A 21,979-nucleotide genomic window follows, 5' to 3' on the forward strand; every position below is an offset into this window, starting at 1 on the left:
AGTAATAGCATCGCCTTACTATTGTGTTGATATGAAATAATTTCCTCGAACTTCTAGGTAAACTCCCCCCGGAAAGGTTGAAGTTCTGCTTTTGTTCGGGGCATAAATTAAATGTATGGCGGCTTCGATTTGTTCAAAATTAGGAGATGCGGGGAGATTTTGCTGCAAAAATTGTCTTAATATTCTTCGTTGTAAGGCGAGAGGAAGCGATCGCAAAACTTGGCGATCGAGAGTGGGTTTTTCAGCATCAACAAACGCTTGTTCTAAATATTTAGCAGCTTCTGCTTCTAAATATTCCACATCTGCCCGTAAAAGTTCAGCAGTTTGTGCGATGTTCTGCTCTACTTGAGGATTAAAATGTTCTTTTAAATAAGGAATGATTTTCGCGCGAAGTCGGTTGCGGGCATAATAGAGATTTTCATTCATAACATCTTCCCAAACAGGAAGCTGGAATTCTCGGCAAAATTCCCCGGTTTGCGATCGCGTTACTTCCAACAAAGGACGAATGAGGTGAATATCAGGAGTGAGGAGACGATGCCATGTTAAAGCCTGCAAGCCATCGGCACCAGCACCGCGAATGAGATTATAGAGGAGAGTTTCTGCGCGATCGCTTTGAGTATGCCCCACAGTAACGCGGTGAAAATTGTATTCTCTAGCAATTTCTGCGATCGCATCATAGCGCCATTTTCTCGCGGCTGCTTCCGTTTCTGGCAATGCTTCAGCTTGTTTTAAGTATAAAGGGATATCCCAACTGCGAGCAATTTCAGCCACGCGATCGCTAATTCCGGCATCCGTTTCCCAATTATGATCGCAGTGAATTGCAGCTAGTTGCCACTGCCATTTGGGTTGTAAATCTAAGAGTAATTTTAACAAGCAAAGGGAATCTTGCCCTCCTGAAACAGCAACAAGAATGCGATCGCCTTGGGCTAAAAGTTTTCTTTTTCGCAAGGTTTTATGAATGCGAGCGTGTAATAGAGTCCAATTATTCACCACCAACTCTAAAAATTTAATTCTATTTGTTTATTTTTAGTTTCTCGCTGTTTTTCCGCAGATTTTGCCGTTTTGAAAACATCTTTTCTATCCTGAATATACTTTCGTAAAACTTCCAAATTTTCATCATAAATAAAGCTGCTTGCTAATTTTCATAATCGCTCCAGAATAATCAATAATCAGAGTTAGCTGAATTCATCAATATCTTGCCAAATATCGGCAAATACAGCTTCTTCTTTCTCATTCTCCTCTCCCGAGTTGCTAGAGTTTGAGGAATCGTCAAAGGCTAATTCGTCATCATCTGATTTTCCCCAATCAAGATCTTCATCTATACTGCTTAAAAGTTCATCCTCGTCATTATCTGCAAAGCCTAAATCTTCATCGTTTTCTTGCACATTATTAGCTTCAGATATATCGATTGCATCATTGCTGCCAAAAGCATCTCCTAAGTCTAATTCATCATCCGAAACATCAGCAAAGACATCTTCTGCTAAACTCGGTTCTTCCACTTCAAAAGCATTGGTATCAAAAATACTATCAGATGTATCTTCAACTTCAGGTTCGCTTTCTGGAGTCGATAAAGATTCCGCAAAAATATTTTCTTCCCCAAACTCCAATTCTGCATCCATTTCGTCAGTTGTTGGAGTTGTTGCAGATGCTTCGGCAAAAATATCTAATTCTCCTTCTTCATCGGGAGCACCATCAAAGATATCTTCTACTAATCCTCCACCCACATCAATTTCTTCACTTTCTTCCTCAAAAAGGGCATCATCGGGAGCATCATCAAAGATATCTTCTACTAATCCTCCACCCACATCAATTTCTTCACTTTCTTCCTCAAAAAGGGCATCATCGGGAGCATCGTCAAAGATGTCTTCTACTAATCCTCCATCCACATCAATTTCTTCACTTTCTTCCTCAAAAGAGGCATCATCAGGAGCATCATCAAAGATATCTTCTACTAATCCTCCACCCGCATCAATTTCTTCACTTTCTTCCTCAAAAGAGGCATCATCAGGAGCATCATCAAAGATATCTTCTACTAATCCTCCACCCGCATCAATTTCTTCACTTTCTTCCTCAAAAAGGGAATCATCGGGAGCATCATCAAAGATATCTTCTACTAATCCTCCACCCACATCAATTTCTTCACTTTCTTCCTCAAAAAGGGCATCATCGGGAGCATCATCAAAGATATCTTCTACTAATCCTCCACCCACATCAATTTCTTCATTTTCTTCCTCAAGTCGATCTTGAGGAATATCTGCTGATTCTTCTTCATCGAGCCATAATTTTTCTGTTTCGGTTTCAACTAAGGAAGAGCCAGCAAGTTCGGAAAGCTCTTCTTTCTCAGCCCAGATATCTTCTGTTTCTTGTGCAAGTATTGGTGTCTCTTCTTCAATTCCAGCTAGCTCATCCATTGCGGGTTCTTCCACATTCGCGAGCAGATCTTCCGCTTCTTCGATCGCTAATTCTTCGGCAAGATCGCTCTCCTCCGAGGGAGGTACCTCAACAGATTCGAGGAAATTTTCACTTTCTCCTAACATCTCCGTTTCTTCCGCAAAAGAATCTGTTGGAGGAAGTTCTAAGGGTTCGAGAAAATCCTCGGTTTCGTCAAGAGCGATCGCTTCCACTGGCAAACTTTCGAGGGAAGGTTTCGCTTCTTCTCTAAGCTCCATTTGTGCCGTCGCAACAGTGGTTTCGGGAGGAGAAATAACCGCAGTTTTAGCGGAGGGAAATCCATTAGAGTCACTGGGACAAAATTCAAAACTGATACGAACTTTGCCTTTTTGCCAATTTCCCGCGCTGTATCTCAGGACTTGACATTCTGCCCCTTCAGCATTAAACCAGCCCGTTTTCTCTTCAGTTATCCCGCCAATTTGGTGTTCGAGCAACTGCGCTTTGAGGGCTTGAGCAAGCTCGTCTACCCTAAAGGTACTGTGTCCGATAAGAATTTGTACGGATTCGTTGACCGAAAGAACTTCTCCGCGATCGAGTGGCTCGAATTGGTTTTCCACGGTTGTTTCACCCTACCTTACTAATCATTGTGTTGCTGTCGCTGTCGAGGTCAGTCGATCGCCTCGCTGAGCTTCTTAGTTTGTTTTCGCTAAAAGTTTATTCTATTTTGGAGCGAACAACCTAGAAAAACCAACCATAAGAATGCAATCCTTTCCCCAATAAGTTAACTCCAAGGTAGCAAATCCAGACGACAGCGAACCCTGTAGCGGCTAAAATAGCGGGCTTTCGACCCTGCCAACCGCGAGTGAGGCGAGCGTGAAGATAAGCGGCAAAAACCAACCAAGTAATTAACGCCCAAGTTTCTTTAGGATCCCAACTCCAATAGGATCCCCATGCTTCGTTGGCCCAAACGCCTCCCGCAATAATGCCGATAGTCAGCAAGGGAAAACCCAAACCGATAATGCGATAGCTAATATTATCTAACGTTTCGGCGAGAGTCAGGCGTTGAGGTGAAAGAAGGGTCGGGGTGATGGGTTCTGTGGTCATTCGTTCGAGGACGGCGGTTTGACCGGTCACAGGACTGATAGAAGGAGCAGATAGGATTGCGGGTTCTTTTTCAACTCGAGAGGGAGTTTTGAGGCGATAATCCCCCAAGCCAATAGAACTGCCTTGTAACTGCACGTTTTGCCCTCGGGTGACGAAGAGGAAAGCGATCGCAAGGAGTGCGCCCACCATTAATGTTGCATAACTTAACATCATGACGCTCACGTGCATCATCAGCCAATTGGATTTGAGGGCAGGGACGAGAGGGGCTGAGTTTTGCATATCCGAGGGGAGAGTCAAGGCAGCAAAGGCAGTAATCCCCATTGCCAAAGGAGAAGTAAAAACGCCGGTCAAGGATGAATCGCTCGTGCGTTCGGCGATAAAATGAACGGCAGTGATGCCCCATGCGAGGAAGAATAAAGATTCGTAGAGGTTGCTTAAGGGAAAATATCCAGCTTCCAACCAACGCGCCCCCAACAAAGCCGCCATGCAGAGGTTGGCGATCGCCATTCCTGCGCTTCCCAAACGAGGCAGAAGGGGAATTTCGCGAAACGCCGCACCGCTCCAATAGAGCAGCATAGCCGTAAAAAGAACGGCAAAGGCAGTATTATCGAGGATGTTTTGCAGAACAATTAAATCCATAAGAGTTGAAAAATAACGATTTTAGAGAAAGATTGCAGTTGACGGATTCAACCGAACAATAATATCCTAGCGGTTCTGAGGTTATTCTTGTTGAGAGAATTTTAGGGGCTGAGGTCGATTTGATGGCAATTTATCAAGTTCGCTTAATTAATCGCGATCGCGGCTTAGAGCGAACGCTTTTCGTACCGGATGACCAATATATCCTCGATCTCGCAGATGAGGCGGGAATTTCCTTACCTTCAGGGTGCTTGCAAGGAGAATGCTCGGTCTGTCTTGCCCGCTTAATTGAAGGTGAGGTCGATCAAAGCGAGCAAAAGTTCCTTAAACCCGAAGAAGTCGCCCTCGGCTATACCGTAACTTGTGTGGCTTATCCGCGATCGCATTGCGTTTTAGAAACTCATCAAGAACAGATTTTGTATCAATCTTCCCTGTATTTTTCATCGCCGCCCCCCGAAGGGGAATAATTAAGACGATGAATGTCAACTAACTCAAAAAAAGGTTTCAAGCCTCAACCTTAAGCCAAAAGCATTGCCCATTATTCATTGCTCATTGAAATGACCGACCCACGCCAATTACTGGATTCTTATAGCTGCGTCACCCCCAAAATTCCTGCTTCAGACAGTGAAGCCGAGGAACTGCGCCAAGCCTTGCGCTGGCTGACGGCGCGATCGGAGTCGGAAAATTTTGGAGTTTGTGCCGATAATTCAGATATAGGTTATCAAAGTTTAGCCAATTATCTCGAAGCATTGGGTTATCGCGTGCCTTTTGCGATCGCGTCTCTTGAATCTATCGATCGTCCGGTTTATATCAAGTTTAATACCGTTAAAATGACCCACTATCTCGATAATTATGAAGGAGAATATCGAGGAGTTCTCATTTCTTGTCAATCGGAAGTAGAAGAAATTAACGGGACTTACGGACATTTTCCCCTCGATTTATTTGCTCCATCTTAATTCCTTGCTTTTCCATCTCTCAATTAGAAACTATCATGAACCCACAATCCGATCGCATTGCAAATGCTTTTATTTTAGGGTGTTGGCAACTGGACGATCGCAGTTGGAAAGCAACACCAGAAATCGATCTCGAACGGGCGATCGATACTTATATTGCTTGGGGTATTAAAAAGTTTGATACGGCAGATATTTATGGGCGCAGCGAACGAATTTTAGGAAAATCCTTAAAAGGCAGAGAAGATTGCAAAATTTTCACCAAAGCTGTATTTTTTGATAGCATTCCCACTCCCAAACAAATTCAGAATAAGATTGAGAGTTCCTTGCGAAATTTACAACGCGATCGCTTGGATTGCGTGCAAATTCACTGGCACGATCCTCAACTGGATTTTACTTCAACCTTCGAAGCATTTAACAAGTATGTCGAGCAAGGTAAAATCAATTGCTTGGGAGTGACCAATTTTAATACGCCGATGTTAGCAAAAGCAATAAAAATTGCCCCAATTCAGAGCAATCAAGTCCAATATAGTCTCATCGATCGCCGCGTTGAAACCTCTATGCAAGCCTTTTGTTTGCAAGCTGGGATTGAGATTTTTGCCTATGGTTCTCTCGCAGGAGGGTTTCTCTCCAATCAATTTGTCAATGTCAAAACAATGCCTTTAGCCTCCGAACACGCTCGCAGTTTTTACTATAGTAATGCGATTAACAAACATGGAGGCTGGGGTATATTACAGGAAATGCTATTGACATTAGATACAGTTGCTCAAAAATATCAGATCGGGGTCTCACAAGTTGCGTTAAATTGGTTAAAAAATCAGTCTGGTGTCAGTGCAATTATTACTGGATTGACAGAAAATCGCCAGCAAATTCAAAAAAATATGGAAGCATTAAATACAACAATTGCTCCAGAAGATTTACAGATCCTTTCTCAGCGATCTGAGGAATTATTCGCACAGTTTGGCGATATTTATTCCTACGAACGAGGAGTATAATCAAAAGAATTAAAATGGGTGACTGAATTTAAGAAGGAATCGTTTTCTCAGCAGAAATGCGCTGCCAATGCAAGCGATAAAGTTGCAGGGGTTTATCTTTGCCTTTAACCTGCACCGGAGGCAACTTTTCTAAAGGCAAATCGGGACGATTTTTGAGTTTTGTATAAGTGCTATAAGAAAGAACAATTTCATTGGATTTGGCAACATTACAAATGCGACTCGTGACATTTGTTGTATCTCCGATCGCGGCATATTGAATGAGTTTTTTCGAGCCAATATTTCCCGCTGCCACTTGTCCCGTATTTAAACCGATATGAATGGCGATGGGTTGGCGGCCTTTAGCCTCCCATTCTCGATTGAGACGACGGACGGCATATTGCATATCAATGGCGGCTTGAACCGCACGATTGCTATCATCTTCTCGAGCGTAAGGCGCACCCCAAACCGCTAATAAAGCATCGCCAATATACTTCTCTAACGTGCCTTCATAAGCAAAAACAATTTCCTCAACCATGACATTAAAATAATCATTCAACATTTCAATGACTTGACGGGGTTCCATGGTTGAAGACATCTTGGTAAAATCGCTAATATCGGCAAATAATGCCGTCACTTCTGTATCGATAATTTCGAGGTGTCCTTCCTCTCGCAGTTTGCGACTAATGGCTTTAGGAAAAAAGCGTTCCATTTTATCCCGCCAAATGGCTTCCTCCTGCATTTTGTTCGTCAAGCGAGAGTTATCGATCGCGATCGCAGCTTGAGTCCCTAAAGCACTCAAAAACTCTAAATCTTCTTCCGTATATACTTTAGATCGCGATAAATTATCCACGTACAATACACCAAAAACTGTATCTCCCGTTTGCAAAGGAACGCACATTGAAGCACGAATTGCTTGAATTAAAATGGAGTCTGAACCTTGAAAACGGCGATCGGCCCCAGCATCATCTGTTAAGATGGCATTGCCTCGCGTGCAAACATAATTAATAATTTTAGTGCTGTAAAATTGATAATTAACAGAAAGCCCCGATCTCGAACAAACGGCTTTTTGTTCGAGTTGTTTCGTTTCTTCATTAAGAAGTAAAATTGCCGCCCGATCGACATTCATGATTTGCAATAAAAGAGCGAGAATTTTATCTAAGAGTTTATCTAGGTTTTCCGGCGAAGAGAGTTGTTTACTCACTTCTAATAGAATTCTTAATTTATCAACATCTCTGCGATTAATATCTTTTTGTTTGAGTCGTAAAGCCGAAGATGATGATTTTGTACCGTCTAATATATCTTCAATAGAAACTTGAGTTTTTTGTGGAGAAAATTGACGAACGATGGGCAACTCTTCATTATTCTCTAAATCGTCTTCAGATTCGGCAAACGCATCCAGAAATTTCAACACAATCGTGCCACAAAAAATCAAATCTCCATGTTTTAGCGTTTGCTGTTTAATCTTTTTCTGATTAACAAATGTTCCATTCAAACTATTTAAGTCTTTAACAATAGAGCGATTTCGACCGATTACGATCTCGGCATGATGGCGAGATAAACTATTATCTTTGATCGAGATACTATTACTCTGAGAACGTCCAATTGTATTCGTTCCCCATTTTAGTTTAAAAATTTTTTCGTTTTTGCTATCCGGACTACAGACAAGAAAATAAGACATAATATTAGTTTTTATTGCTTGCATTGAGCGAAGCCAAAATATTGATTGCTAGTTATTAGTTGTTGGCTGTAAATCAACAATCAACGAATAACATTGTTATCAATCTAAATGCAAATATTCTTGATAACCAATTTGTTCTAATTTTTGTTGTTTGTCCAAGACAGTTTGGGAAAGATTTTGGCGATATTGTTGAATTTTTTTGATGAGTTCGGGCTGATGAGAGGCTAAAATTTGTACGGCCAGCAAGCCTGCATTTTGAGCATTCCCGATCGCCACCGTCGCGACAGGAATTCCCCTCGGCATTTGCACGATAGAATAGAGGGAATCAACGCCTTGGAGATGTCGCGTAGCAACCGGAACGCCAATCACGGGTAAAGGGGTCAGAGAAGCCACCATCCCCGGTAGGTGTGCGGCTCCCCCCGCACCGGCAATAATCACTTTAAGACCTCGTTGGTGGGCTTCTCGCGCGTAGTTGACCATGCGATCGGGAGTCCGATGGGCAGAGACGATCGCGACTTCGTGGGGAACGGCAAATTCCTCGCAGATGGCGATCGCAGCTTGCATGGTGGGTAAATCGGAATCGCTGCCCATAATAATGCCAACTAATGGGATTGTCTCATTCATCAAGTTAGAGTCTCCGAATGTTAATAGAAATCTCGCATCTTAATGATGCTCAAATTAATGACCTTCTTCAAATGTATCAAGTTGAGTGGTGGACTCGGGGACGAAAGCACGATGATGTACGAGAAATGTTAAAACATTCCGATGAGATTGTTGCTTTTTGTGACTCCAAGACCGGCCGTTTAGTTGCATTTGCCCGCGTTCTTACGGATTATGTGTATCGAGCGCTTATTTTCGATGTTATCGTTGAGTCCTCTTCTCGGAGTCAGGGCGTGGGGCGAATGTTAATGAAATCTCTGCTCGATCGCCCTCAACTCGCAAACGTGAAAGATTTTGCCTTATTCTATTTGCCGGAAATGATGCCTTTTTATGAAAAATGGGGATTTGTCGAAATTGTGCAGCCCATTTGCCCTATGAAATTAACACGCTCTTGAAATTTGCTCTGACTGTTCGATATTTTATTTTTTGGAAAAAATGTTACCCATGCGATCGCTAATTCCTCAACCCGTTTCTTGGATTGTCAATGCACGTTTGTGCGGCTACGAAGGTTTGCAGGCGATCGCGATCCAAGCAGGGAAAATTACAGATATTCTGGCAATGACCGATGCAAACGTAGCGGAAAATGCCTTAGATATTGCGGGAGATTGGTTGTCTTTGGGAGGAGTCGATCTGCAAATTAACGGGGGTTTGGGACTCGCTTTTCCCGACTTAACAACCGCAGATTTGCCTATTTTAGAAAATATTGGCCGCTATTTATGGGAACAAGGAATCGATGGATTTTGTCCCACGATTGTAACCACTTCTATTGAAAAGATACAGCAATCTCTAGCCGCGATCGCGAATTCTTCTCTATTCGCAGATCCATCAGAAAGCGCTCAAATTTTAGGCGTTCATTTAGAAGGACCTTTTCTGAATTATGAAAAACGAGGCGCGCATCCTCCCGAATATTTACTTCCTCTGACTTTAGAGAATGTCAAGGGAGTTTTAGGGGAATTTGCTTCAGTGGTGAAAATTGTTACCCTTGCCCCCGAATTAGACGAAACTGGCACGGTAATTCCTTATTTGCGATCGCAAGGAATTACCGTCAGTTTGGGTCACTCCCTCGCAACGGCATCCCAAGCCAAAGCAGCATTCGATCGCGGCGCATCGATGGTCACTCATGCGTTTAATGCCATGCCCGGGCTGCATCACCGCCAACCGGGATTATTAGGAGAAGCGATGACGCGATCGGGAGTCTATTGCGGATTTATTGCTGACGGTCAGCATGTTTGTCCGACAATATTACAAATCTTACTGCGGGCAGCAGAAAACGTTTTTTTAGTGAGTGATGCCTTGGCTCCGATAGGCTTGTCCGATGGGGTCTATCCTTGGGATACAAGAACAATTGAAGTGAGGCAAGGAACGGCAAAATTGCCCGATGGAACGCTTTCAGGAACGACTTTACCTTTATTGGTAGGAGTGGAAAATTTAGCGAACTGGGGATTTTGTGAAATAGAAAAGGCGATCGCTTTAGCAACGGAAAGCACGAGAGAAGCGATCGGGCTACCCGGATTTTCTGTGGGGCGATCGGCCTCTTTTTTACGTTGGCATTGGGATGAGGAGAGAAGAAAATTATCTTGGCAAAGGTTGTCTTAATCGCATTTGCCATCGGGTTAAGAAGATTGTTTTAAGTAGTTTTTTAAATCGGCTTGTACGCGGTCGTAAAAACTGCGATCGCATCCTTTTAAGCCGATGACACTATAGAGTCGAATTAGATCGCTTTCTCTTCCTTTTAAGGAATGCTCTCCGAGATCGATCGCTTCAATTTCATCTTTGACAATTTTGTAAAGAGATTCAGAAATCAAAATATCGGTTTGCAGTTTCTTCGTCGTGCTTTCAACGCGACTGGCAATATTAACCGTATCGCCCATGACAGCATATTCTCGCCGTCGCCACGAGCCGATATCCCCTGCGATCGCTTCTCCATAACTTATACCAATGCCATTAAATAAAGGAATGCGTCCGGTTTCTTGCCAACTTTTGCGTAATTCTGCGAGATTTTTTCGCATGGCGAGAGCGGCTTTAACGGCATTGAGAGCATCTTGTTTTTCTCCACGAGATAAAGGAAAACCAAACTCTGCCATCACTGCATCGCCGATAAATTTATCAAGAGTTCCTTCCTCAGAAACGATCGCTTCGACCATTTCGTGAAAATAGATATTGAGTTGAGCAATCAATTCTTCTGGTGGGAGTAAAAAGGAAAGGGTGGTAAAGCCGCGAATATCGGAAAAGAGAACGGCAACTTTGATTTTTTTTCCTTGCACCATTGAATAGAAATTCTCAGGATTTTTGAGGATTTCTTTCGCCACGGGTTGGGCGACATAACGCTCCAAAGTCGTTTGTAAAAAGAGCTTTTCGAGATTGCCATGAATCACCGTGAGAATGAAATAAGAACTGCTACAGAGTAAAATAATAATTGCAGGGAGAGCCGTGGGAATAGCGAGTTGAGCATAGGTAAATAGTCCATAAGCAATCCCGATCCAAGCGATCGCGATCGCTATACCTGCAGCTAATTGTCGTAAAGAATATTGACTTAAGAACCAAAGCAGAATTGCGATCGCGCTGGCACTGATAAAAATGAGTATGCCTCGCACGTTTAAATTAGGTAGAATTTCCACAATGGCTTTATTTTCTAAAAGCGTCGCGATCGCATGGGCATGAATTTCTACCCCGGGCATTTGCAAGGAAAAAGGTGTTGCTTTAAAATCATGTAAGGTTGAAGCAGTTGTCCCGATTAAAACAATTTTATCTTTAAAAGTTTCTTCGGCTTGCAAACGCTGCCATTCCCTTTCTTCTAAGATTCTCCAAAAGGAAATATAGCGAAAACTCTCAAAGCGATCGCCCCAATAAAATAGACCTTCCCCTCGAGGAATACTCTCAGCTTGGCGATAATTTTTTACCGTTGCTTCGGCGAAAGAAGGTAGAATGGGAAGACTGAGAGGACGGACAATTTTTTCTCGATAAACCCATCCGAGACGATGCACGCGATCGTCAGCATCTAAGAGAAAATCCGCAAACCCTAATGAAAGAGATTCTGTTTTTAAATCGAGGTTGGGTTCTGCGAGTTGAAATGACGTACCTTCTTCTAAAAAAACTTCGAGATAAGCAGCCGCAAGGGTAATTTGTCCGGCGTATTTTTCTAAACTTTTTTGGAGTTTGCGATCGTCTTCTACCCCATAACCACTCGGGAGATCGAATAATAAATCGAGAGAAATGGTTTTTGCCCCAGCATTCATCAAGCGATCGATCCCTCGGGCATAAGTTTCGCGCGGCCAAGGAAAATTAGGAAGCAGTCGCGTAATTTCTTCTGCCGTTTCACTGCCTTGAAACGTTTCTGCTGCTTTTAAGGAATCGTCATCAATTGCTAAAATTATAATTTCATCGGGAGCAGGAATCGAACCGCGAAAAACAAAAAATTGCGTGCGAACCTGTCGTTCTAGCCATTGTACCGGAGTGCCATTCCAAGCCGCCGCGATCGCTCCCACACTGACCCAAAATCCTGCTAAAACGACCCCTAACACTTTTGGGTGTAGAAGTTTCCACCACTGCGAAAAATTTGAGGAAAAATGCGGCGATCGCCGTTCTTTGAGAGGCACGATCTTTCTCTAAGTTGTCATCAAATATAATCTTAACTGAGGGAAAAGGAGTCAAACCTAAGTTTGACTCCTTTTCTCTTGGGAAATCTTTCCTCTCTTTTGGGGAGAGACCTAACCCACAATACCCTTGATAAATTGGCAAACTTGCCGGACAAGGAATTTGCTAGGATTTTGGTAGAGCTTATTTTGGTAGGCTGAAACGAGATCGATGCCAGCAAGAGTAACAAAAATTCCTCAAAAATCCTTCACTCTCGTTGAATATGGGTCAAAATTCGCGATCGTCCCCCGAGGGGAGAAAATGAACTCAATATTGTCAAGGAATGGGGTTCAATGTAACCCATCCTCCTTTTTTGCTTATGGAAACTATAGAAATTTTGCTCCTAATTTTTCTCGGTATAGTCAGTTATTTTATCGTGAAGCAAAACGTTGCCAAGATCACGACAACTCCGATTTGGCTCTTGTGGCTCGTTTTGATGACCCCGCCTTTACTCCTAACCCTTTGGATGCTTGTCTTAGGGGAAGACCGCCCTCTACCTTTACCTCTCCTTGTGATTCCTTTCGTGGCTTGTCCATTTTTGTATTGGTGGCTGATTCAAAAAGGACGAATCGAGCCTCCTCCTATAGAGAATAAGCCATCGCCAGAGAATCCAGCCGCAAGTCCCCAACCCGACACTAATCCCCGTCCTCTCACCACCGACGAAGAAAAAAACCTCCGTAAGTGCTTTCCTTGGGGAGTTTATTACTTGCAAGCCGTGGATTATCGTCCCCAAGCTATTCTTTGCCGAGGTCGCCTTAAATCCAACTCGGATAAGGCTTATGAAACCGTGCGGGAAAATGTTGAAGCCAAATTCGGCGATCGCTTTCTGCTGATTTTTCATGAAGGAGCAGCGAACAAACCCTTTTTTGCCCTCGTTCCCAACCCCCGCGCCGAATCTCGGGAAACCCCTCCTAGCGAGATTCCCCTCAAGCAACCGAGATTGGTGTTGAGCCTGTTGGCCATTACGCTTTTTACCACCACTTACGCGGGAGCTTTATTTGCGGGCATTCCTCAAGAAGAACTCCATGCCGAGCCGATGCTCTTCCTCCAAGGACTCCCCTACAGTCTGGCACTTTTAGCGGTGTTAGGGGTTCACGAATTTAGCCATTACGGAGTCGCTCTCTACTATCGCATTCGCACGACTCTGCCCTATTTCATTCCTATTCCTTTTTTCTTGGGGACTATCGGTGCATTTGTACAAATGCGATCGCCCGTCCCCAATCGCCGCGCCCTCTTCGATATTGCTTTGGCCGGACCCGTCGGCGGTTTTTTGGTCACTTTACCCCTATTAATTTGGGGGCTTTCCCTTTCCCAAGTCGTCGAACTTTCCGACCAATCCAATCTTTTCCATTTTGCTGCTCTCGATCCTCGTTTTTCCTTCTTTTTAGCCCTATTGGGAAAACTCACTTTGGGGGATAACCTCGGAGTGGGTATGGCTATTCAATTACATCCTTTGGCGATCGCGGGCTATTTAGGGGTTATTGTGACCGCTTTAAATTTAATGCCCGTCGGTCAGTTGGATGGCGGACATATCGTTCATGCCATGTTCGGCCAGCGTACCGCCGCGATTATCGGTCAAATTGCTCGTTTACTGATGCTCCTCTTTGCTTTTGCGCGATCGGAATTTATTATTTGGGCGATCTTTTTATTGTTTATGCCCAATACCGACGAACCCGCCTTAAACGATGTGACAGAGTTGGATAACAAACGAGATTTTCTCGGTCTTTGCGCTTTAACCCTCTTGGTTATTATTTTGCTCCCGTTACCGGGTAAATTAGCTAATGTATTAGGCGTGTGATTACAGTTACCAATCACCAGTCATCAGTCACCAGTAATAACCAATGGCGGAGCTAACACCGGAGTGGCGCAACTACCACTATTTGATTGAAGCGGAGCGGGCAGGCATCCACAAACCCATTTTAGCGGCACTCTATCGCGTTCATCGCGCTCCCATTCTCAAGGATGAGGAAACGGGATTGGGGGTGACAACCAACGATCGCCTCGACCCGGATCGCCCAATCCCTCCAGTAGAGAATCGCTTTGATACCTTTCCAGAACAAGTGCAGTATGCGGCCAATCTCATCCGCACGATTACCGACGATCTCGCGGCACAGAAATGGCAAAATCAGGATTTGTGGAATGCCAGCGAAGGACGATATAGCGATCGCGTCGTTGAAGTGATTGCGGGGGGATATTTGCCGCAACTGGCAGAAGGAACAATGGGACAACTTCTGCCGTGCGATGGCGATCGACTCTTAGAAGCCTATAAAAATGATATTGCTACAGATTATGACGGTCGCTTCATCCCGCAAAATTTGGCAGATTTAGACCAACAACTCCTCGCCCTCACCGAACGCATTGCTGAATATTATTCGGGATTGGCTCACCAACGCGAAGCACTTCTTGCCGCCGTTCGCATTTGGCGGCACTTGGATACCGTCGAGGCCGCGATCGCTTCCCTCGCTCGAGATGAAAAAGTCCCTGCCGCTCAACTGCAAGACGATCGCCTCGATGTTGCCCTCAAACAGTTCGTACAGCGCCTTTCTGCTAACTATAGCGGCTATCCCCACCAGCGAGAGAGTCTCTTGCGCTTAACTCAGTATTGGCGGCAGTTACCCACCCGAGAAGAAGCGATCGCCTCCCTCCAAGCCGCAACCAATCCCGATCCGGGGTTACAGGTCTTTGATGCTTCCCTCCTCAATTTTATCCAGCGCATCCCCTCTTATTACGAAGGCAAAGGCAGCCAGCGCAATGCGATCGCGGAAGGTTTTCGACTCTGGCGACAGTTGGATTCTCGCGCCTCAGCCCTTACTCAATTGGGCATCAACCCAGAAATATTAACCGCCGGTCCCGCGTCTCGAGAGGATCTGAAAAAAGTAGCCGCCCAACTCGATCGCGAACTCTTAAACTTTGTTCGCCGCATTCCAAGTGCCTACGGCGAAAATCACCAACAGCGAGAAGCCCTCATTCGTATCGTGCAGCTATGGCGGGGGTTAAAGACTCGCTCTGCGGCTCTTGCCTCTTTGATTGAAGATACCAAGCGCCTTGCTCGAGAGCGTGCCGACGAAAAAGATAAACCCCGTATTATTCTCCCCGATCGCCCCGATCGCTGGACGCGGCACAATATCCAACTCGCCGCCGCGATTCTTCCTAATGGTAATTTTACTTGGGCGGAAGCCACCAAAGGCGGCACGCGAATGCCTCCAGATGATGCCACATTCAAGGCCATGATCCGCATTGCCCAACTCGCCCAACAAGCCCGCGATCGCGTCGGTCGCCCCTTCATTATCACCAGTTGGTATCGCCCTCCTCATATCAACCGAGCCGTGGGTGGGGCCAAATACAGCCGCCATATTGTCGGCGACGCGATCGATTTTGTTTGTGATAATCTCACAGGCAATCAACTGTACTGGCTGCTCGACCCTTGGTGGCCGGGAGGATTAGGACGCTATACCAAATATCCCAATCTCTGTCATATCGATGGCCGCGGCCATCGCGCTCGGTGGCATTATTAGAGGGTAAAGTGTCAGGATTGACCGGCAATATTTTCATCCTTCATCCTTCCGCAAAGATGACTGCTATAGTTGAGGTAAGGGTGAAAATCATCGGAGTTCTCAGGGTTCGGAGCGTGCTTTCAGAGTTCCTTAACGCGATCTTATCGAGAAAGAATCTAAAATTATGAACAGCCCATTATGAATTAATCGCGATTAAGTAAAGTTAACAATCATATAACCCATTTTCGGGGCATTCTAAGCCTAGACGTTAATTTCTGCTCAAATCCCCAAACGCTATGTTTTCTCAATTTCTTCCCGTGCAACCTATCCTCGCACAAACTGCTGAAAATCCCTCAACCAATCCCTCGCAAAGCTCTGGAGGTGGCGCACCGATTGGACTGATTGCCAGTGGTGTTTTGTTTCTCGCGTTGGTTGGGGTTGTGGTCTATGGCAAACTCAAAGTTTACGACAAATTCCAAAAAGATATCAAATTCGAGAAATATAAGTCTCAAGATTTGCAAAAGCGACTCAAATTGGCGCTGAAAACTATTCAAAAAATGGAGACAAATCCCGATTTGATTCACTCGCGGGAATTTAACCTCGATTATCTGCGCTTGCGAATGGATGAGGAAGTGTTTCACTATGCGATCGTCAACCAAATTAAAATTCGGGTTAAGCAATTAATTAGTGTGGCTTTGCGTCCTAATACGGCACAACATCAAGTCGGTATTGCGGCAACCGGTCGCCAAGTTGATGAAACTTTTGATGTCACTTACGAAACAGAGGCACGAGGCAAAAGAGTCAAGCGGATTTTATTCCGAATTCAAGTGAAAATGACGAAGTTGCCCACACAATCGACTTCCAGTACTATTAATCAAATTATCGACTGTATTGAAAAATTCTTAAGTCCCAATGCCGATCACGAAAATTGGCAGCCCGCGATTCAAGGCAGAGTGGTTTTAATGGAATGGGACCAAAAAGCAAAACCAACACCCCTTTTGGTGTTAGAACAATCGGGCGATGGTGGTAATGTTAGTTTCCGGACTAATCCCAATCGTATCAATGCTGCGAAAGGCGCTGTTCCCCCCCCACCACCGCGATCGTCCAAACGACCCCAGCCCAAGAGTTCGGGTAAGCCTGCGAGTGGAGCAAAGCGTTCTTCTTCTAAGCGTCGTTCTTCGGCTCGACGCTGAATTAGGTTATTACTAGAGTTATTATCAAGCCATAATTTAAGACGCAACTTCTGCGAGCATTTTCTGCTCTGAAAGTCGCCCATCTTCCATGTGAACGATGCGATCGGCAACATCGAGAATGCGGTTGTCGTGGGTGACAATAAGAATCGTACACCCTTGTTCTCGAGCTAAGTTTTGCATGATCTCCACGACATCGCGTCCGGATTTACTATCGAGGGCGGCGGTGGGTTCATCAGCCAGTACCATTTTGGGATGACTGACTAAAGCACGTGCGATCGCAACGCGCTGTTTTTGTCCGCCAGAGAGTTGAGCGGGATAATAATTAACATGGTCTGCCAAGCCAACGGCTGCCAGTATGGTCATGGCACGTTCTTTCGCTTGATGCGAGGTAATGCGATCGTGCAGTTCGATAGACATTTGCACGTTTTGTCTGGCGGTGAGAGAGTTTAATAAGTTATGAGCTTGAAAGATATAACCAATATTGCGGCGGACGCGCACTAAGCGATTTTTACCCGCTCCGACTAACTCTTGACCGAAGACCCGCAGGCTGCCCGACTGAGGCGATCGCAAGCCTCCCATGAGGGTGAGTAGGGTGGTTTTACCCGATCCCGACGGACCTTTCATGATGGCGACATCCCCCGATCGCAAGACAAGATGAACATCAAACAAAATTTGCTTTCGCAGGGAGCCCCGACCGAAATAGTGATTGAGGTGGGAAATTTCGACGACGGGTTGCATGGATTATTGACAGGAGTTTAGAGCGTTGCACTATATTGAGTTTAACAATTTATTGGGGGCTGAGAGCGATCGCGATCGCTCGCTCGACATTCCCAACAATAATATTTCAAGAAATAATATTTAAAAACTTTGCTGAAAAATCTTAAATAAGATTTTTCAGCAAAGTTTTAAAGTGGATTTTGATGAGATGGCGGGAGGCGGATTTGAACCACCGACCTTCGGGTTATGAGCCCGACGAGCTACCAGGCTGCTCTATCCCGCGTCGCCTTTCTAACTATAACAAACAATTGACCCGAATAACCAGTTTATCAAAAAAAATATTGGGGAAAGAGTATTGCTATTGCTCAAAATCCCCAAAGCTATTGCGTGGAAGCAGTCTCTCAATTCTATTGTCCTCGGAAAATCTTCTGCTTTTAGTTGCAAATTTTCACTACTGACCCGCTTGGGTGGCGGCATTGGTCTGAGCGTACTGAAGATAACCCGTGTATTCCGTTACTTTTTGTTGGGCGGTGGCATGATTGGTATCTCCGGCAGGGACTTGCTGCATGAGAGCGATCGCCGTTTGCCAAAGCGTTACCACGTTTTGCCATTCTGCGGCAGTTTTAGCGGTTTGGACGGCATTCGCAGCCTCTGTCGCTTTATTGACAGCATCACGAAAAGGAACTTGAGACGGAGGGACATTGGGAGCGGCAGCCGGAGCTTGTGCTGGAGCTTGACCTGCTGGGGCTTGACCTGCTGGGGTTTGTGTTGGGGCTTGACCTGTTGGAGTTGTAACAGGAACTGGGGCAGGTGGTTCTTCTGCACCGCCACCAAAAGGATTGAGCGAACTCAATGTATCGCATCCTGTCACTAAAGACAGTAGAGCGACTGTAGCAAGAATTGTGAAGGAGGAACGATTAAACATAGGTAGAATCCTTACGAACGGGACAAATGGGCTGCTGAGTTCCAGACAACGAATTCTTTAAGATATTTTAACGGAATCTCGGAATTTCTCTGGCGGTCGCGCAAAATCGAATTTTGTTGGCTAGAGAGCGGAGCATCCTAGCGGCACTTGGTAAAATTTGAGTTCATTCTCACGAAAAAATAGGTAATGACCCAATTAACCCCAAATCCTAGCTTTAGTCTAACCATTCGCGTCGAAATTCCTAACGAACCGGGAAGATTGGCAGAAGTGACCCAAGCGATCGCCTTAAGCGGTGGCAATCTCGGTCAAATTAGTTTAGTCGAACAAACTCGCAAGCTCTCTCTGCGGGAGTTTGTGGTAGATGCTTCGAGCGAGGAACATGCAGAGGACATTACCCAAGCGATATCGAGCTTACCGGATATCAAGATCGTGAAGGTGTCCGATCGCACTTTCGACCTGCATCGCGGGGGCAAAATTCACACGATCGCTCGCATTGGTTTAAAGGCGCAATCAGATTTGGCTATGGCTTATACTCCCGGGGTCGGGCGTATTTCTAAAGCGATCGCGGAAGATCCCGAGCAAGTTTTTTCTTTAACGGTCAAAAGCAATATGGTGGCGATCGTGTCCGATGGAAGCGCGGTTTTGGGATTGGGAAATTTGGGTCCCGAAGCGGCTCTCCCGGTGATGGAAGGGAAGGCCATGCTGTTTAAAGAGTTTGCCCATCTCGATGCGTTTCCGATCTGTTTGGCAACACAAGACACGGAGAAAATCATCGAAACGGTAAAGAATATTTCCCCGGTTTTTGGTGGGGTGAACTTAGAAGATATTAGCGCCCCACGTTGTTTTGAAATCGAGAAGCGGTTACGGGAAGAATTGGATATTCCCGTTTTCCATGACGACCAACACGGCACGGCGATCGTGACGTTAGCGGCTTTGTATAATGCCCTGAAACTGGTCGATAAGCCCATCGATAGCGTGAAAATTGCTTTCAACGGGGCGGGGGCTGCGGGAGTAGCTGTCGCTCGTCTCTTGCGCCAAGCGGGGGCGAAAAATTTTGTCATGTGCGACTCGCAGGGCATTATTTCCAGCCAACGGGAAAATCTGACTCCGCAAAAACAGGAGTTTGCTGTAGATGCCTCGGGAACTCTCGCCGACGCGGTGAAAGATGCCGATGTTTTTGTGGGGGTGAGCGTGCCGGGGGTTCTCACGCCGGAAATGGTGAGGACGATGGCTAAAGAGGCGATCGTTTTTGCGATGGCCAATCCCATTCCGGAAATTCAACCGGAGTTAATTCAAAATGATGCGGCGGTTATTGCCACGGGACGCAGCGATTATCCCAATCAAATTAACAATGTTTTGGCGTTTCCGGGGGTCTTTCGCGGGGCGTTGGATTGTCGCGCCAAAGCGTTAACCTCGAAAATGTATTTGGAAGCTGCTAGTGCGATCGCATCTCTAGTTTCTCACAAGGATTTAAATAAAGAACATATCGTTCCTTCTGTCTTTGACGAGCGAGTTTCGCCTGCAGTTGCGGCGGCGGTTCAAAAGGCAGCACGAGAAGATGATGTTGCACGAAACTAAATAACAAAGGGTAAGGGATGAGAGATGAAGACTAAATTTTCTCCTCTTCCCTTCCTTCTCAATCATTGTTCATAGTTCATTGATGAATATTTTACACTCTACTCTTCTCAAGCTCGATGGCGCAAGCTATAAAGCCTATAAAGAGATTAAAGGAAAATATGAGTTTTCTAACTTTACTTTAATCGTCGCTCGCATTCAAGGCGATCCTTTTGCCGCCCCGAGTCAATTGCGAGTAAAAGTGTCTCAATCTATCGCGAAATTTCCTGCTAAATTGTATAGTTCTCCCAGCAGAAAAGTTGCCCTAGAGGATTATTTAATCCGCCAATTCGATCGCGCTGCTCAAGATTTAAGTTCTCATCGCGGTACGGGAAAAAGCGGTTTGATTAATGTAAATTCCCTCGGTCAAGAGGTATTAGAAAGAACGGCGGCTTTTGTCAGTGTGGAAGAAATTGAAATCCGCTTTGTGGTGGGACTTCCGGCACGAGGAAGGCGTATTTTAGGTCGGCAAGCGGCGGAATTACTTTGCAATGATATCCCGGAATTGGTCGCTCGCACTCTTTTCTACGAGGCTTTAAACCCCGATGAAATTCTCTCTTGGGTGGAAACTGTGGAAGATGCCGAGGCTTTGCGATCGCAACTCTCCGAACGAAATCTCGTGGCGTTTGTGGCCAATGGGGCGGTGTTACCAAGATGCAGTGGTGCTGACGAGAGACCTTTACGGGAAAATGCGATCGCTTTTCAATCTCCAAAGTCTTTAGAAATCGAGTTAAATTGTCCCAATCTCGGCAAGATTAAAGGTATGGGGATTCCTCAAGGGATTACTTTAATTGTCGGGGGAGGATATCACGGCAAATCGACTTTATTGAAAGCGATCGCCTTGGGGATTTATAATCGCATTCCGGGAGATGGACGGGAATATGTTGTCAGCGATTCGGCGGCGGTTAAAATTCGGGCAGAAGATGGGCGCAGTATCGTCGGTGCAAATATTTCTACTTTTATCAATGGACTGCCTCAAGGTCGTTCTACGAGTCATTTTTCTACGCCAAATGCGAGTGGAAGTACATCTCAAGCTGCTAATATTATCGAGGCATTGGAAGTAGGAGCAAAAGTCTTATTGGTGGATGAAGATACTGCTGCAACTAACTTTATGATTCGCGATCGCCGCATGCAGCAATTGATTAGTAAAAATAAGGAACCCATTACCCCGTTTATCGATAAAATTCGCCAACTATACGAAGATTATGGAGTTTCTACGATTTTAGTGATGGGAGGAAGTGGGGATTATTTTGAGGTTGCCGATACTGTCATTGCCATGGAAAATTATCAGCCTTTTAATGTGACAGAAAAAGCCAAGGAAATTGCCCGAGAATGCACGACAGAACGTCAAAAAGAAGGAGGAGAGCGTTTCGGTCAAATTACTCCTCGCATTCCTTTCGCAGACAGTATCGATCCGAGTCGAGGAAATCATGCGGTAAACGTAAAAGTACGAGGTATGGATGTCGCCTTTGGTACGGAGGCGATCGATCTCGCTGCTGTCGAACAAATCGTTAATCCGGGACAACTAAGAGCGATCGCAGCAGCTTTAGTTTATGCTAAGAAAAACTATATTAACGATCGGCGAACGATCGCTGAAATTCTTGATAAAATAATAGGAGACATCGAAACGAAAGGACTCGATATCTTAACCGAATATCCACAAGAAGATTTGGCAAAATTCCGGTGCTTTGAATTTGCCGCTGCTTTAAATCGCTTGCGAAGTCTATCTATTAAGAGCGATTAGTTCTATTATTATCAATCAAGTGCGACAGTTTCAGAGAACTAACATGAAAATACAACGACTCGAACTTCAAAATTTTAAGTGCTTTGAGAAAAAAACATTTGAGTTTTCCGATCGCTTTAATGTTCTCATTGGGAATAATGCTACAGGTAAAACAGCAATTCTCGATGCTCTTGCGAATCGATTCTCATGAAATTCAAGAAGAAATCATAAAATGGGGTCTACCGAACTTAGTATGTAAAACTAAGTTGAGAAAAGGGCATCCAACC

General features: G+C 45.0%; 19 protein-coding genes and 1 tRNA gene. 11 read left to right on the forward strand and 9 right to left on the reverse strand.

What is annotated here, in order from left to right; all coding sequences use genetic code 11:
- Positions 1–18: 18 nt before the first annotated feature.
- The 3 genes from tilS to ccsB form a co-directional block, all read right to left on the reverse strand.
- Positions 19–993 (reverse strand): tRNA lysidine(34) synthetase TilS, encoded by a 975-nt coding sequence (gene tilS / locus AC6RV6_RS16520; protein ID WP_500241971.1) that lies wholly within the window; start codon positions 991–993, stop codon positions 19–21.
- Between the two features lie 182 nt (positions 994–1,175).
- Complete coding sequence (locus AC6RV6_RS16525) at positions 1,176–3,008, reverse strand: KGK domain-containing protein (RefSeq protein ID WP_500241972.1); 1,833 nt, start codon at positions 3,006–3,008, stop codon at positions 1,176–1,178.
- Positions 3,009–3,129: 121 nt separating this feature from the next.
- Complete coding sequence (gene ccsB / locus AC6RV6_RS16530; RefSeq protein ID WP_500241973.1) at positions 3,130–4,134, reverse strand: c-type cytochrome biogenesis protein CcsB; 1,005 nt, start codon at positions 4,132–4,134, stop codon at positions 3,130–3,132.
- 122 nt (positions 4,135–4,256) lie between these two features.
- Here ccsB and AC6RV6_RS16535 point away from each other — a divergent pair, with 122 nt between their 5' ends.
- From AC6RV6_RS16535 to AC6RV6_RS16545, 3 genes are all read left to right on the forward strand, one after another.
- Complete coding sequence (locus AC6RV6_RS16535) at positions 4,257–4,598, forward strand: 2Fe-2S iron-sulfur cluster-binding protein (protein WP_500241974.1); 342 nt, start codon at positions 4,257–4,259, stop codon at positions 4,596–4,598.
- A gap of 90 nt (positions 4,599–4,688) precedes the next feature.
- Complete coding sequence (locus tag AC6RV6_RS16540) at positions 4,689–5,087, forward strand: DUF1824 family protein (protein ID WP_500241975.1); 399 nt, start codon at positions 4,689–4,691, stop codon at positions 5,085–5,087.
- Between the two features lie 35 nt (positions 5,088–5,122).
- Positions 5,123–6,076, forward strand: coding sequence for an aldo/keto reductase (locus tag AC6RV6_RS16545; protein ID WP_500241976.1), 954 nt, complete (start codon positions 5,123–5,125; stop codon positions 6,074–6,076).
- 28 nt (positions 6,077–6,104) lie between these two features.
- On the opposite strand, the gene AC6RV6_RS16550 is transcribed toward AC6RV6_RS16545, so the two are convergent.
- Entirely contained in the window at positions 6,105–7,733 is a 1,629-nt protein-coding gene (locus AC6RV6_RS16550) for an adenylate/guanylate cyclase domain-containing protein (RefSeq protein WP_500241977.1), read from the reverse strand.
- 99 nt (positions 7,734–7,832) lie between these two features.
- Complete coding sequence (purE, locus tag AC6RV6_RS16555; protein WP_500241978.1) at positions 7,833–8,357, reverse strand: 5-(carboxyamino)imidazole ribonucleotide mutase; 525 nt, start codon at positions 8,355–8,357, stop codon at positions 7,833–7,835.
- Positions 8,358–8,374: 17 nt separating this feature from the next.
- On the opposite strand from purE, the gene AC6RV6_RS16560 reads away from it, so the two are divergent.
- Together AC6RV6_RS16560 and nagA are read left to right on the forward strand one after the other, a co-directional pair.
- Complete coding sequence (locus tag AC6RV6_RS16560) at positions 8,375–8,788, forward strand: GNAT family N-acetyltransferase (RefSeq protein ID WP_500241979.1); 414 nt, start codon at positions 8,375–8,377, stop codon at positions 8,786–8,788.
- Positions 8,789–8,828: 40 nt separating this feature from the next.
- The gene (gene nagA / locus AC6RV6_RS16565) at positions 8,829–9,989 is read left to right on the forward strand and encodes an N-acetylglucosamine-6-phosphate deacetylase (RefSeq protein ID WP_500241996.1); all 1,161 of its coding nucleotides are present in this window, start codon (positions 8,829–8,831) and stop codon (positions 9,987–9,989) included.
- A 17-nt stretch (positions 9,990–10,006) separates the two neighbouring features.
- On the opposite strand, the gene AC6RV6_RS16570 is transcribed toward nagA, so the two are convergent.
- Entirely contained in the window at positions 10,007–11,989 is a 1,983-nt protein-coding gene (locus tag AC6RV6_RS16570; RefSeq protein ID WP_500241980.1) for a CHASE2 domain-containing protein, read from the reverse strand.
- Between the two features lie 356 nt (positions 11,990–12,345).
- Between AC6RV6_RS16570 and AC6RV6_RS16575 the strand changes: the two genes are divergently transcribed.
- The 3 genes from AC6RV6_RS16575 (at position 12,346) to AC6RV6_RS16585 (ending at position 16,713) form a co-directional block, all read left to right on the forward strand.
- Positions 12,346–13,824: a site-2 protease family protein gene (locus tag AC6RV6_RS16575; RefSeq protein ID WP_500241981.1), complete on the forward strand. Its 1,479-nt coding sequence runs from the start codon at positions 12,346–12,348 to the stop codon at positions 13,822–13,824.
- 43 nt (positions 13,825–13,867) lie between these two features.
- Positions 13,868–15,541 carry a D-Ala-D-Ala carboxypeptidase family metallohydrolase gene (locus tag AC6RV6_RS16580; protein WP_500241982.1) on the forward strand — a complete coding sequence of 558 codons (1,674 nt, stop codon included), beginning with the start codon at positions 13,868–13,870 and terminating at the stop codon, positions 15,539–15,541.
- A 275-nt stretch (positions 15,542–15,816) separates the two neighbouring features.
- Entirely contained in the window at positions 15,817–16,713 is an 897-nt protein-coding gene (locus AC6RV6_RS16585) for a hypothetical protein (protein ID WP_500241983.1), read from the forward strand.
- Positions 16,714–16,749: 36 nt separating this feature from the next.
- On the opposite strand, the gene AC6RV6_RS16590 is transcribed toward AC6RV6_RS16585, so the two are convergent.
- From AC6RV6_RS16590 to AC6RV6_RS16600, 3 genes are all read right to left on the reverse strand, one after another.
- Positions 16,750–17,451 carry a DevA family ABC transporter ATP-binding protein gene (locus AC6RV6_RS16590; protein ID WP_500241985.1) on the reverse strand — a complete coding sequence of 234 codons (702 nt, stop codon included), beginning with the start codon at positions 17,449–17,451 and terminating at the stop codon, positions 16,750–16,752.
- Positions 17,452–17,639: 188 nt separating this feature from the next.
- Positions 17,640–17,713 (reverse strand) — tRNA-Met (locus AC6RV6_RS16595).
- 168 nt (positions 17,714–17,881) lie between these two features.
- Entirely contained in the window at positions 17,882–18,355 is a 474-nt protein-coding gene (locus AC6RV6_RS16600) for a hypothetical protein (RefSeq protein WP_500241986.1), read from the reverse strand.
- Positions 18,356–18,541: 186 nt separating this feature from the next.
- Here AC6RV6_RS16600 and AC6RV6_RS16605 point away from each other — a divergent pair, with 186 nt between their 5' ends.
- The 3 genes from AC6RV6_RS16605 to AC6RV6_RS16615 all read left to right on the forward strand — a co-directional run bounded on the left by AC6RV6_RS16605 (position 18,542) and on the right by AC6RV6_RS16615 (position 21,903).
- On the forward strand, positions 18,542–19,933 hold the full coding sequence (locus AC6RV6_RS16605; protein ID WP_500241987.1) for a malic enzyme-like NAD(P)-binding protein: 1,392 nt from the start codon (positions 18,542–18,544) through the stop codon (positions 19,931–19,933).
- Between the two features lie 82 nt (positions 19,934–20,015).
- Positions 20,016–21,713 carry an ABC-ATPase domain-containing protein gene (locus AC6RV6_RS16610; protein ID WP_500241988.1) on the forward strand — a complete coding sequence of 566 codons (1,698 nt, stop codon included), beginning with the start codon at positions 20,016–20,018 and terminating at the stop codon, positions 21,711–21,713.
- Positions 21,714–21,756: 43 nt separating this feature from the next.
- Positions 21,757–21,903, forward strand: a complete 147-nt coding sequence (locus tag AC6RV6_RS16615; RefSeq protein WP_500241989.1) for an AAA family ATPase — start codon at positions 21,757–21,759, stop codon at positions 21,901–21,903.
- The last annotated feature ends 76 nt before the right edge of the window (positions 21,904–21,979 follow it).

It is taken from the genome of Spirulina sp. LEGE 11439 (genome assembly GCF_059821285.1).